The following is a 12,786-nucleotide window of genomic DNA, read 5'->3' on the forward strand; positions in this document are numbered from 1 at the left end:
CGCTTTTTATCCTGTTACAGAAAAAAGATTGCGCTTTCTGGAGAACAATGTTAGGATATATTCAAAGTTATACTATTCTGTATAACGGATTGGACCAATCAATCTTGATTTGGGCGGATGATTGTACGAGGAGAGAATGCGAAAGCGTCGCCGAAGGAGCAAATAACAAAAGTTATGAATCTCTCAGGCAAAAAGACTCGTACAGGACGCATCTCTGGAGAATGCTGCATGTCAGCTACCAAAGAGGAAAGCCATCATTTTGGTAAACTTTCAGGTTCCAGGACAGAGATTTCCCTTTAAAGGGAAATCTCTGTCCTTTTTTCGTGCCCAGATGTCTCTAGGAGCTGGCCGAAAAGATTTGTAAAATGAGGAGGAAAATCATTGGCACAGTTAAATCGTACACCTCTTTTTGAAACGTATTCAAAATACGGTGGCAAAACAATTGATTTTGGTGGTTGGGAACTGCCTGTGCAATTTTCGAGCATTAAAGAAGAACATGAAGCGGTCAGAACAAAAGCAGGACTTTTTGATGTATCGCATATGGGTGAAATCTTCGTTACAGGAGCAGACAGTTTAGATTACCTCCAGCATCTCGTCACAAATGATGTATCCAAAATTCAAGATGGCCAAGCGCAGTATACAGCGATGTGCTATGAAGATGGCGGCACTGTAGACGACCTTTTGGTTTATAAAATAGCAGACCAGCATTATTTACTCGTAGTGAATGCATCCAATATTGAAAAAGATTTTAAATGGATGGAAGCTTCGAAAACTGGTGATGTCTCATTAGACAATGCGTCTGAACGCTACGGCTTATTGGCGTTTCAAGGTCCATTATCTGAAAAGGTACTTCAGCGCTTAACAGATGAAGATCTTTCAACGATTAAACCTTTCCGTTTTAAAAACGACGTAAAAGTAGCAGGGCAAAACGTAATATTATCGCGTACAGGTTATACGGGGGAAAATGGCTTTGAAATTTATGCCGCTCCTGAATCATTAATCACATTGTGGGAAAAAATTCTCTCAGAAGGCGAAGCTGAAGGTGTTTTACCGGTAGGTCTTGGCGCGCGTGATACGTTGCGCTTTGAAGCTTGTCTTGCTTTATACGGTCAAGAACTGTCGAAAGACATCACGCCGCTAGAAGCAGGCATCAATTTTGTTGTGAAATTGAAAAAAGAACAAGATTTTCTCGGCAAAAAAGCATTGGCTGCTCAAAAAGAAGCAGGCGTGCCGCGCAAATTAGTAGGCATTGAAATGATCGACAAAGGCATACCGCGTCATGGCTATCCTGTTTATATGGGTGACCAAAAAATTGGTGAAGTAACAACGGGTACGCAATCGCCAACGCTCAAGAAAAATATCGGGCTGGCGTTAGTTTCAAGTGAATATGCTGAATTGGGAATCGAATTGGAAGTTGAAATTCGCAATAAACGACTAAAAGCGAAAACAGTAGAAACACCATTTTATAAACGATCCAACTAATTTAACTTGAAAAGGGGACAGCACTCGATGAAACATCGCTATTTACCAATGACAACTCAAGACGAAAAAGAAATGCTGGAAACAATTGGTATCGATTCAATTGATGAATTGTTTTCAGATATCCCGGAAAAAGTTCGCTTTAAAGGCGAATACAACATTAAAGCGGCTAAATCAGAGTCTTCATTAACAAAAGAATTGGCGCAAATTGCAGCTAAAAACGCGGACACAAACCGCTATGCTTCCTTTTTAGGCGCTGGTGTTTACGATCACTACAAACCAATTATCGTAGATCACGTTATCTCACGCTCTGAGTTTTATACGGCGTATACACCGTACCAGCCAGAAATTTCACAAGGCGAATTACAGGCAATTTTCGAATTTCAAACAATGATTAGCGAATTGACGGGCATGGATATTGCCAACTCTTCTATGTATGACGGTGGAACAGCTCTTGCGGAAGCGGGTATGCTGGCTGCAGGACACACGAAACGTAAGAAAATTCTAGTGTCACGCGCAGTTCATCCGGAATCACGCGATGTTGTTCGTACTTATGCACTTGGTCAGTCGATTGAGGTAGTTGAAATTCCATTAAAAGATGGTCATACCGACTTGAATGCGTTAAAAGAAATGATGGATGAAAATGTCGCTACCGTGATGATTCAGTATCCAAACTTTTTCGGGCAAGTTGAAAACTTAAAAGAAATTGAGCCGATTGTTCACGAAGCCGGCGCATTGCTTTCAGTTTCTTCAAATCCATTATCACTTGGTGCGCTTACTGCTCCAGGTCAATTGGGTGCAGATATTACAGTAGGAGATGCACAGCCTTTCGGAATTCCTGAAGCATACGGCGGACCTCACTGTGGTTATTTTGCAGTAACAAAAAAACTAATGCGTAAAGTTCCAGGTCGTCTTGTTGGTGAAACAACGGATGAAGAAGGCCGTCGTGGTTTTGTATTAACATTGCAAGCGCGTGAACAACATATTCGTCGTGATAAAGCGACATCGAATATTTGTTCGAACCAAGCATTAAACGCATTAGCCGCATCTGTTGCAATGACAGCACTTGGCAAAGTCGGTACACAAGAAATTGCGAAACAAAACATTGTCAAAACACATTATATGAAACAACAATTGAAGAAAGCTGGATTTGAAATTGTCTTTGAAGGAGCCCATTTCAATGAAATCGTCGTTAAAACGAAAGATTCGGTTAAGCAATTAAACGATCGTTTGTTTGAAAAAGATATGATTGGTGGTTATGACCTTGGACTAAGCTATGATGAATTCCCAAATCATATGCTGGTTGCGGTTACTGAACAACGCACAAAAGAAGAAATCGATGCATTCGTACAGGAAATTGCTGCGAAAAAACAGGAAGTGGGGGCTACTCATGCATAAGGACAACCAAGCGCTAATTTTTGAATTGACGAAAGAAGGCCGCGTCGGCTACAGCTTGCCGACACTTGATGTACCAGAAGTTGACTTGAGCGAGCTATTGCCGACTGATTTAATCCGTACAGAAGCAGCAGAACTGCCTGAAGTATCGGAACTTGACATAATGCGTCATTACACAGCCCTATCTAACCGTAACCACGGTGTGGATTCAGGTTTCTATCCACTAGGTTCGTGCACAATGAAATACAATCCGAAAATCAACGAATCTGTTGCACGGTTCCCTGGATTTGCGAATATTCATCCGTTACAAGATGAAAAAACAGTTCAAGGAGCTCTTGAATTGATGTTTGATTTGCAAGAGCATTTAAAAGAAATTACAGGTATGGACGAAGTGACATTGCAACCAGCTGCAGGCGCACACGGCGAATGGACTGGTTTAATGATGATTCGCGCTTACCACGAGTCTCGTGGGGATTTCAAACGGACGAAAGTTATTGTTCCCGATTCAGCACACGGAACGAACCCGGCTTCAGCAACTGTTGCTGGATTTGAAACAGTTACTGTTAAGTCGAGTGACCAAGGACTTGTCGATTTAGAAGATTTAAAACGCGTTGTTGGAGATGACACAGCGGCGTTAATGTTAACAAATCCAAATACACTGGGCTTGTTTGAAGAGCAGATTTTAGAAATGGCTGCGATTATTCACGAAGTTGGCGGGAAATTATATTATGATGGTGCCAACTTAAACGCGGTAATGTCAAAAGCGCGTCCTGGAGATATGGGCTTTGATGTAGTTCACTTGAACTTACACAAAACGTTCACTGGACCTCACGGCGGCGGTGGACCAGGATCTGGTCCAGTTGGCGTGAAAAAAGATTTAATGCCGTACTTGCCAAAGCCAGTATTGGTGAAAAAAGATGAGGCGTATACGTTTGACTACGACCGTCCAGAATCGATTGGCCGTGTAAAACCGTTTTATGGTAACTTCGGAATTAATGTCCGTGCATACACGTACATTCGTTCAATGGGGCCGGATGGCTTGAAAGCTGTAACAGAATACGCAGTGTTAAACGCTAACTATATGATGCGTAGACTGCAACCTCATTTCGACTTGCCGTACGACCGTCATTGCAAGCACGAATTCGTATTAAGTGGTCGTCGTCAGAAGAAGTTAGGCGTCCGTACATTAGATATGGCGAAACGCTTACTTGACTTTGGCTACCATCCGCCAACAATCTACTTCCCATTAAACGTAGAAGAAGGCATGATGATCGAACCAACAGAAACCGAATCAAAAGAAACATTGGATGCTTTTATCGATGCGATGATTCAAATTGCGAAAGAAGTAGAAGAAAATCCAGAGATCGTTCAAAACGCACCACACACGACGGTGATCAATCGTTTGGATGAGACAAAAGCAGCACGTCAACCTGTGCTTCGTTACCGTAAAGCTGAATAGAAACGATAAAGACGTGTTGGCCAATTTGGCTTTCACGTCTTTTTTTGAAAACAAACCATCGTGCAACGCCTCTGAGTGGCTATTATTTCTTTTGGATAATATATGTCACAAAGATAGAAAAACCCTTCCAGCAATGTGTGGAAGGGTTTTAAAGCTTAGTTTTTAGATTTGATTTTACCAGTCCATTGTTTGAACCCGCCTTGCAGTTGGAACAATTGGTTATAGCCTTTTTTCTTTAAGAAAATAGCAACACGCCCACTGCGTGCTCCGTTTTGGTCATATAAATAGACCGGTTTGTCTTCACGGATTTCTTTGTAGCGCTGACGTAATTGTGATTGTGGAATATTACGCGCTCCAAGAATATGTCCTGCCGCAAAATCTTTTGGCTCGCGTACGTCAATTAATTGCGCTTTGCGGTAGCCCTCGATAAATTGTTCTTGTGTCAAGTTCGTGACAGCTTTTTTCATGCGGAAATATGAGATAACCGCATAAATGATGATTGCCAATAGTACTGCGATCGTAATGTACAAAAATTCCAATGATCTTGCCCCTTTCTCATCTTCTTTTATTATAAGAGAAGAGATGACGGATATTCAATGCCAATGTTACACTAATTATCGGAAATAGGAGGCGATCTTGTGAAATATCCAAAATGGATTTTTATAAATTCAGGGAAAGGTACCCCATCATTCAATATGGCGCTCGATGAAGCTTTATTAAATTGGCATAGCCAAGGGCTTATTCCGCCTGTTATTCGGTTTTATGGTTGGCAGCCTGCCGCCCTTTCAATCGGTTATTTTCAAAAAGTAGAAAAAGAAATTGATATGGAAGCTGTGAAACGATTAGGACTTGGTTTTGTTCGTCGACCAACAGGTGGCCGAGGAGTGCTTCACGAGCACGAACTTACATATAGCATCATTGTTAGCGAAGCTTATCCGGATATGCCGGAAACTGTTACAGAAGCATATCGTGTGTTGAGTGAAGGCTTGTTAAAAGGGTTTCAGAATTTGGGGTTGGAAGCATATTTTTCGGTACCAGATACTGAAGACAAACGGGCTGACTTGAAAAAACCAAAATCAGCCGTATGTTTTGATGCGCCTAGTTGGTATGAAATGGTCGTCGAAGGTAAAAAAGTGGCTGGCAGTGCCCAAACACGCCAAAAAGGAGTTATTTTACAGCATGGTGCTATTTTAATCGACTTGGATGCTGAAAAGCTCTTGTCGGTTTTTAAATTCCAAAACGAAGAAGCGAAAGAGCGCATGCGCGTCAAAATTCCTGAAAAAGCAGTCGCGATCAATTCGCTGCGTGCAAAACCTGCAACTGCAGAAGAATGCGTAGTGGCATTTAAAGCAGGGTTTGAACAGGCCTTGTCGATCGAATTAGAGCCCTACGTATTGACGGAGCAACAACTTGCTGAAGTCAAGGCTTTAGAACAAAAAAAATATGCAAATTCTGAATGGAACTTTCGTGCGTAGAGTCTTTAGTCTTATTTTTCCGAACTTCCACGTTAAAAACCTTGATAAATAAAGCTTTTGAAAGAACTTGAAATTTTCAGCAGAAACTTGTTATTGTAAAGAAGTTTCAATATGTAGTATGATGGGAATCGAAGTAATACTATATATAGTATCTGACTCCATATATTATAAAGGAGGAATTGTCAAATGGTATCCGCCACACAATCCCAATATTCATTAAACGCACAAGCACTAAACGAAGATATCAAAACGTTTCCACAAGTGCACGAAATTACACCAGATATGAAAATAACGCACAAAGGGGTATCCCGCCTTGTGATGATTGATCGCTATTCTTTTAAGGATACAGAGAAAAAGACACTTAAAGCAGGCGATTTTGTTGTTTTAACTGTCAAAGAAGATCCGAAATTCCCAGCTCGTGGCCTTGGCTATATTGTGTCAATTGATACACAAGCAAACAAAGCTCAAGTATGGATCGAGGAAGATTATAGAAGTGCAATCGACAATCCGCAAGAACAAGAAGCAGGCATCGTCAATCGCCCAATCGACGTGATTGAAAAGCCGATGGAAGTGTTCTACGAGCAGATTGCGAAACGCAATGCTACAGGATTAGCTTCTGTAGAAACAACAGCTGAAAAGCGTCAAGAATGGTTTGAGAAGTTTTATCAGCAATTGGTTGGACTGAAGTTCATTCCAGCTGGACGTGTTCTTTACGGAGCAGGAGCAGATACAGATGTAACGTATTTCAACTGTTACGTGATGCCGTTCGTAGCAGATTCGCGCGAAGGTATTTCAGATCACCGCAAACAAGTAATGGAAATCATGAGCCGTGGTGGCGGCGTAGGAACAAACGGATCTACACTTCGTCCGCGTAATACACTAGCTCGTGGAGTTAACGGCAAATCATCAGGATCGGTATCTTGGTTGGATGATATTGCGAAATTAACGCATCTTGTTGAACAAGGTGGTTCACGACGCGGTGCTCAAATGATCATGCTTGCAGACTGGCATCCAGATATTGCGGAATTCATCATTTCAAAAATGCAGAATCCACGTATTTTGCGTTATTTGATTGAAAACACGCAAGATGAGACGATCAAAAAATTGGCTCACGACAAATTGAAGTTCAAAGCGTTGTCAGCTCAAGAAGAAGCAATGTATCAAGGTATCTTAAACTACCGAACAATTCCAGGTATGGGCGGATTTAACGAGAAAATTATGCGCGATGCTGACACGAAATTACGTGACGGCGGTACGTATTCTGTTCATAACGAAGAATTTTTAACAGGGGCTAATATTTCTGTAACCTTAACAAGCGATTTCATGACAGCAGTTGAAAACGATGCTGATTTCGAGTTGCGTTTCCCAGCAGTTGAATCTTATTCAAAAGAAGAAATGGCTGTTTACAATGAAAAATGGCAAGAAGTCGGCGATGTTCGTGAATGGGAGCGTATGGGCCACGGCGTCCGAGTTTATCGCACGATGAAAGCGCGTGAGCTATGGAACTTGATCAATATTTGCGCGACGTATTCAGCTGAACCGGGCATTTTCTTTATTGATAACGCCAATGAAAAAACAAATGCGGCAGCATATGGTCAAAAAGTTGTTGCAACAAACCCATGTGGCGAACAACCGTTAGCTCCTTATTCAGTTTGCAACTTGGCAGCGGTCAACTTGGCACAATTTGCGGATCCAAAAACAAAAACAGTCGATTTTGAAAGCTTGAAAGAGACAGTTCGTGTGGGCGTTCGCATGCAAGACAACGTCATTGATGCAACACCGTATTTCCTTGAAGAAAACCAAGTTCAAGCACTCGGCGAACGCCGTGTAGGTCTTGGGGTTATGGGATTAGCAGATTTACTTATTTACTGTGACAAGGAATATGGTTCACCAGAAGGCAACGAACTTGTAGATGAAATCTTCAAAACGATTGCCACTGCAGCCTATGAAGTTTCGACTGATTTAGCAGCAGAACGTGGCAGCTTCCCTTTCCTAGTTGGGAATTCTGATGAAGAAACTGCAGCACTTCGCAAAGCGTTTACTAACACTGGATTTATGCAAGGAATGCCTGAACATATCCGCGAAGCGGTTCTTGAAAAAGGAATCCGTAACTCGCATCTATTAACAGTAGCACCAACAGGATCTACCGGTACAATGGTGGGTGTTTCGACAGGACTTGAGCCTTATTATTCATTCACATACTACCGTAGCGGCCGCCTTGGTAAATTTATCGAGGTTAAAGCTGATATTGTCAGTGAATACGTGAAGAACAATCCTGGAGCAGACGAAGAAAATCTACCAAAAGCATTTGTGACGTCGATGGACTTAGCGCCAGAAGCGCATGCAGATGTTCAATGCATCATTCAACGATGGATTGATTCGTCGATTTCGAAAACGGTAAACGCACCTCGCGGCTATACTGTTGAACAAGTCGAAGGCGTGTATGAGCGTTTGTATAAAGGTGGAGCAAAAGGTGGTACGGTTTATGTCGATGGCAGCCGTGATTCTCAAGTTCTAACTTTAAAAGCTGAAGACAATAACTTCGAAGAAGAAGAACAACAACAAGAAGATACAGGAAAGCGTCCGATTGTTTTGATCGACACCATCCAAGATCTTCGTTCAACGAATGTGACGATCGGTTCTGAAGTGGGCGATACTTGCCCAGTTTGCCGAAAAGGAACTGTTGAAGAAATGGGTGGCTGCAATACATGTACGAATTGCAACGCTCAATTAAAATGTGGATTGTAATATAACGAGTGCGATGACTAATTAGTCATCGCGCTTTTTTTATTTTCTTTGAACGTAAGCGCTTTTATAAATAGTTGCTCGATTGTTCCGATATGTTAAAATAATGAAGAATGTATAAGGGGAAGGGGAAAGTTGAATGCGTGTGCTGGTCTTGAACGGCCCCAATTTAAACCGTTTGGGCAAACGGGAAAAAGAAGCGTATGGAACGTTTACATTAGAAGAGTTAGAGCAAGATCTTGTGGAATTTTCCTATCATCATCATATCGAATTGATTTGCCGGCAGTCGAACCATGAAGGCGAATTGATAGACTGGATTCATGGAGCAGGCGATGAAGGCTTATCAGGAATTGTGTTAAATGCCGGTGCTTATACACATACGAGCATCGCAATACGTGATGCGATTGCGGCGATCGAAGTGCCTGTAATCGAAGTACATATATCGAATGTTCATAAAAGAGAAGAATTCCGACACCATTCATATATTTCTCCGGTGACCATCGGGCAAATTGTTGGTTTTGGTCAAGATGTCTACAAACTGGCGCTTCAAGCGCTGATTTTAAAACAAGAGAGAGGTTGAATACATTGAAACTTCAAAAATTACGCGATGAAATGAAACAACGCGAAGTAGAAGCTGTACTGGTTACTAGTCCTTATAATTTGCGTTACATTACTGAATTTACGGGGACGGCTGGTTTAGCACTTGTTACACAACAACAAGCCGTTTTTATTACAGATTTCCGTTATACAGAGCAAGCAGGAGAGCAAGTGAAAGAATTTGATGTCATTCAAGCAGAAAAAAATCTAATGGATGAAGTAGTGAAGACGGTCAAATCTATGGATATTGATACGCTTGCTTTTGAACAAGATTATATGACGTATGCTTCTGCTGAGCAGTATAGAGAAAAATTAGAATGCGAATTAGAACCGATTAGTAATTTAATTGAAAAAATCCGCATGGTCAAAACAGCAGAAGAAGTGGCTGTGTTAAAAGCTGCCGCAAAAATTGCAGATGATGCATTCGAATATATTTGTGGTTTTATTCGTCCTGGATTAACAGAACTTGAAGTGTCTAATGAGCTTGAATTTTTCATGAGAAAACAAGGAGCGACGTCATCTAGTTTTGATATTATTGTTGCATCTGGACTTCGTTCAGCATTGCCTCATGGTGTGGCAACAGATAAAGTCATTGAAAAAGGCGACATGATTACACTGGATTTCGGTGCTTTATATAATGGCTATATTTCAGACATTACTCGTACGGTCGCAGTTGGCGAACCGTCAGAGCAAATGAAAGAAATTTATGATATTGTATTAAAGGCGCAAGAATTAGGCGTAGAGAAAATTGGTCCGGGAATGAGCGGCATTGAAGCAGACGCCATTGCACGAGATTATATTAAATCTAAAGGCTACGGTGAAGCATTTGGTCATTCAACAGGGCATGGTATTGGTTTGGAAGTCCATGAAAGCCCAGGGTTATCTTCTAAATCACAGACAATTTTAGAACCCGGTATGGCTGTGACGGTAGAACCAGGAATTTATCTGCAGGGAATTGGCGGAGTCCGCATCGAAGATGATATACTGATAACCGAGTCAGGAAATGAACGGTTGACTAACTCCACAAAAGAGCTTCGCATTTTATAAACAAACGGAGGAACTATAATGATTTCAGTAAACGATTTTAAGACAGGTGTCACAATTGAAGTAGACGGCGGAATTTGGCGCGTAATGGAATTCCAACACGTAAAACCAGGTAAAGGAGCTGCATTCGTGCGCTCAAAACTTCGTAATCTTCGTACAGGAAGTGTCACTGAAAAGACATTCCGTGCAGGTGAAAAAGTTGCGAAAGCACAAATTGACAACTCTAAAATGCAGTACTTGTATGCCAATGGCGATATGCACGCATTTATGGACATGGAAACTTACGATCAAATCGAGTTGCCAGAAAAAAATATTGAATATGAATTGAAGTTTCTACAGGAAAATATGGAAGTACAAGTAATCCAGTTCCAAGGAGAAGTACTAGGCGTTGAATTGCCAAATACGGTCGTTTTAGAAGTAGTTGAAACGGATCCAGGTATTAAAGGCGATACAGCAAGCGGCGGTTCTAAACCAGCGAAGTTATCAACGGGATTATCTGTTCAAGTGCCATTCTTCATTAACGAAGGCGATAAATTGATCGTTAACACGACCGATTCTTCTTACGTTTCTAGAGCTCAATAATAAAAAGGCCTCTTCTATTAGAGGCCTTTTTTTAAAAAGTCAGTTTAGCTATTTCAAAATAGACTGAAAAAGTCTAAAATGGTATAGAAATCATTTAAATACATATTAGGGGAGTATGATGAATATGAAAATCCAAGAAATCCGTGAAATCATCAAATTAGTAGATGGGTCATCTATTGACGAATTCTCTTACGAGTTTGAAGGCGTTAAAGTTAAAATGAAGAAAAATGGTTCAGGTCAAATTCAGCAAACGAGTACTTCAACTGACCAAGCACCTCAAGCTCAGAAAACTGTAGAAACTAACGCGCCAGCACCGGCAAAAGAACCACAAGTAGAAACTTTAGTGTCATCTGAAGGTCTAGAAGTATCGACTGATAATAATACGGATTATCATAAAATTCTTTCGCCAATGGTTGGGACATTTTATGAGTCTCCATCACCTGATGAAGCACCATACGTACAAGTAGGAACAAAAGTTTCTGCGGATCACGTTGTGTGCATCGTTGAAGCTATGAAATTATTTAACGAAATCGAAGCAGAAGTAGATGGGGAAATTGCTGAGATCCTTGTAAAAGATGGTCAGCTTGTCGAATACGGCCAGCCTTTATTCCTCGTGAAAGCAAACTGAGGAAAGGGGAGATAGCGATGAAAACGATGAAAAAAGTATTGATTGCAAACCGTGGAGAAATCGCAGTTCGGATTATCCGTGCTTGTAAAGAAATGGATATCGAAACGGTTGCTGTATACTCAGAAGCTGATAAAGAAGCACTTCATGTAGAACTTGCAGATGAAGCGTATTGCATCGGTCCGAAATTATCGAAAGACAGCTATTTAAATTTTTCTAATATCATGTCAGTTGCTAAACTGACAAATTGTGATGGCATCCATCCAGGTTACGGATTCTTAGCTGAAAACGCGAGTTTCGCTGAACTTTGCGAAGCATGCGATATTATGTTTATCGGTCCAACTGCAGACGCCATTTCGCGTATGGGAACTAAAGACGTGGCACGTGAAACGATGCGTAAAGCAGGCGTTCCGGTCGTACCAGGTTCTACAGGTATCGTAGCAAGTGAAGAAGACGGCTTACGTATTGCAGATGAAATTGGCTTCCCTGTTATTATTAAAGCGACAGCAGGCGGTGGCGGTAAAGGAATCCGTGTAGCACGTACTCGTGAAGAATTTGTAACGGGTTTAAAAATGACACAAAAAGAAGCTGCAGCTGCTTTTGGTAATCCTGGAGTTTATATCGAGAAGTTTATCGAAGATTTCCGCCACATCGAAATCCAAGTACTTGCTGATTCTCATGGCAATGCGATTCATTTAGGTGAGCGTGATTGCTCAATTCAGCGTCGTATGCAAAAGCTGGTAGAGGAAGCGCCTTCACCGGCATTGTCACCAGAGTTGCGCGCAGAAATGGGCGATGCTGCAGTAAAAGCTGCACTAGCTGTTAACTACCGCGGGGCAGGAACTGTAGAATTTATTTTTGATGCCGTCAACCAAAAATTCTACTTTATGGAAATGAACACACGCATCCAAGTGGAACACCCTGTAACAGAAATGATTACTGGAATAGATTTGATCCAACAGCAATTAAAAGTGGCTTCTGGTGAGACACTAGCTTATAAACAAGAAGATGTAACATTCAAAGGCTGGTCAATTGAATGCCGTATTAATGCGGAAAACCCAGCTAAAAACTTTATGCCATCAGCAGGTAAAGTCGAAATGTACTTGCCTCCAGGTGGTATGGGTGTGAGAATCGATTCTGCTATGTATTCGGGTTACACGATTCCACCGTATTACGATTCGATGGTAGCGAAACTGATTACATTTGCAGATACACGCGAAGAAGCAGTAGCTAAAATGAAACGCGCATTAAATGAATTTGTTATTGAAGGCGTGTTTACGACGATTCCATTCCATTCAAAATTGATGGATCATGAAGTATTTAAATCAGGAGATTTCAATACGAAATTCCTCGAGAAATACGACGTTTTGGGATCTTAAGGAGGA

The 12,786-nt window shown here is 41.3% G+C and carries 11 protein-coding genes and 1 riboswitch; of the genes, 10 read left to right on the plus strand and 1 reads right to left on the minus strand.

Annotation, left to right across the window (positions count from 1 at the left end; translation table 11 throughout):
• Positions 1–117: 117 nt before the first annotated feature.
• Positions 118–209: riboswitch (glycine riboswitch) on the plus strand.
• Between the two features lie 172 nt (positions 210–381).
• Genes gcvT through gcvPB form a run of 3 tightly spaced genes read left to right on the plus strand, consistent with a single transcriptional unit; the run spans position 382 to position 4,333 of the window.
• Positions 382–1,482, plus strand: a complete 1,101-nt coding sequence (gcvT, locus tag BBI08_RS07685) for a glycine cleavage system aminomethyltransferase GcvT (protein ID WP_008499045.1) — start codon at positions 382–384, stop codon at positions 1,480–1,482.
• Between the two features lie 27 nt (positions 1,483–1,509).
• Positions 1,510–2,877 (plus strand): aminomethyl-transferring glycine dehydrogenase subunit GcvPA, encoded by a 1,368-nt coding sequence (gcvPA, locus tag BBI08_RS07690; RefSeq protein ID WP_065527930.1) that lies wholly within the window; start codon positions 1,510–1,512, stop codon positions 2,875–2,877.
• Positions 2,870–4,333 carry an aminomethyl-transferring glycine dehydrogenase subunit GcvPB gene (gene gcvPB, locus BBI08_RS07695; RefSeq protein WP_008499046.1) on the plus strand — a complete coding sequence of 488 codons (1,464 nt, stop codon included), beginning with the start codon at positions 2,870–2,872 and terminating at the stop codon, positions 4,331–4,333. The genes gcvPA and gcvPB overlap by 8 nt, the downstream gene beginning before the upstream one ends.
• A gap of 155 nt (positions 4,334–4,488) precedes the next feature.
• On the opposite strand, the gene BBI08_RS07700 is transcribed toward gcvPB, so the two are convergent.
• Positions 4,489–4,872, minus strand: coding sequence for a rhodanese-like domain-containing protein (locus tag BBI08_RS07700; protein ID WP_008499047.1), 384 nt, complete (start codon positions 4,870–4,872; stop codon positions 4,489–4,491).
• 156 nt (positions 4,873–5,028) lie between these two features.
• On the opposite strand from BBI08_RS07700, the gene BBI08_RS07705 reads away from it, so the two are divergent.
• The 7 genes from BBI08_RS07705 (at position 5,029) to accC (ending at position 12,780) form a co-directional block, all read left to right on the plus strand.
• Entirely contained in the window at positions 5,029–5,808 is a 780-nt protein-coding gene (locus BBI08_RS07705; protein WP_065528541.1) for a lipoate--protein ligase family protein, read from the plus strand.
• 186 nt (positions 5,809–5,994) lie between these two features.
• On the plus strand, positions 5,995–8,556 hold the full coding sequence (locus BBI08_RS07710; RefSeq protein WP_008499048.1) for a vitamin B12-dependent ribonucleotide reductase: 2,562 nt from the start codon (positions 5,995–5,997) through the stop codon (positions 8,554–8,556).
• A 136-nt stretch (positions 8,557–8,692) separates the two neighbouring features.
• The gene (gene aroQ, locus BBI08_RS07715) at positions 8,693–9,133 is read left to right on the plus strand and encodes a type II 3-dehydroquinate dehydratase (protein ID WP_008499049.1); all 441 of its coding nucleotides are present in this window, start codon (positions 8,693–8,695) and stop codon (positions 9,131–9,133) included.
• A gap of 32 nt (positions 9,134–9,165) precedes the next feature.
• Positions 9,166–10,197, plus strand: a complete 1,032-nt coding sequence (locus tag BBI08_RS07720) for a M24 family metallopeptidase (RefSeq protein ID WP_413783017.1) — start codon at positions 9,166–9,168, stop codon at positions 10,195–10,197.
• Between the two features lie 18 nt (positions 10,198–10,215).
• Positions 10,216–10,776, plus strand: coding sequence for an elongation factor P (gene efp, locus BBI08_RS07725; protein ID WP_065527931.1), 561 nt, complete (start codon positions 10,216–10,218; stop codon positions 10,774–10,776).
• 124 nt (positions 10,777–10,900) lie between these two features.
• The gene (accB, locus tag BBI08_RS07730) at positions 10,901–11,404 is read left to right on the plus strand and encodes an acetyl-CoA carboxylase biotin carboxyl carrier protein (RefSeq protein WP_040851304.1); all 504 of its coding nucleotides are present in this window, start codon (positions 10,901–10,903) and stop codon (positions 11,402–11,404) included.
• 26 nt (positions 11,405–11,430) lie between these two features.
• Positions 11,431–12,780: an acetyl-CoA carboxylase biotin carboxylase subunit gene (gene accC, locus BBI08_RS07735; RefSeq protein ID WP_040851307.1), complete on the plus strand. Its 1,350-nt coding sequence runs from the start codon at positions 11,431–11,433 to the stop codon at positions 12,778–12,780.
• The last annotated feature ends 6 nt before the right edge of the window (positions 12,781–12,786 follow it).

Origin of the sequence: Planococcus halocryophilus, assembly GCF_001687585.2 — a bacterium.
GTDB lineage: Bacteria > Bacillota > Bacilli > Bacillales_A > Planococcaceae > Planococcus > Planococcus halocryophilus.

Excerpts from the sequence above, each read along its gene's own strand:
- accB (WP_040851304.1), top strand. The coding sequence starts at position 10,901 with ATGAAAATCCAAGAAATCCGTGAAATCATCAAATTAGTAGATGGGTCA.
- BBI08_RS07710 (WP_008499048.1), top strand. The coding sequence starts at position 5,995 with ATGGTATCCGCCACACAATCCCAATATTCATTAAACGCACAAGCACTA.
- efp (WP_065527931.1), top strand. The coding sequence starts at position 10,216 with ATGATTTCAGTAAACGATTTTAAGACAGGTGTCACAATTGAAGTAGAC.
- accC (WP_040851307.1), top strand. The coding sequence starts at position 11,431 with ATGAAAAAAGTATTGATTGCAAACCGTGGAGAAATCGCAGTTCGGATT.
- aroQ (WP_008499049.1), top strand. The coding sequence starts at position 8,693 with ATGCGTGTGCTGGTCTTGAACGGCCCCAATTTAAACCGTTTGGGCAAA.
- BBI08_RS07705 (WP_065528541.1), top strand. The coding sequence starts at position 5,029 with ATGGCGCTCGATGAAGCTTTATTAAATTGGCATAGCCAAGGGCTTATT.
- BBI08_RS07720 (WP_413783017.1), top strand. The coding sequence starts at position 9,166 with ATGAAACAACGCGAAGTAGAAGCTGTACTGGTTACTAGTCCTTATAAT.
- gcvPB (WP_008499046.1), top strand. The coding sequence starts at position 2,870 with ATGCATAAGGACAACCAAGCGCTAATTTTTGAATTGACGAAAGAAGGC.
- gcvPA (WP_065527930.1), top strand. The coding sequence starts at position 1,510 with ATGAAACATCGCTATTTACCAATGACAACTCAAGACGAAAAAGAAATG.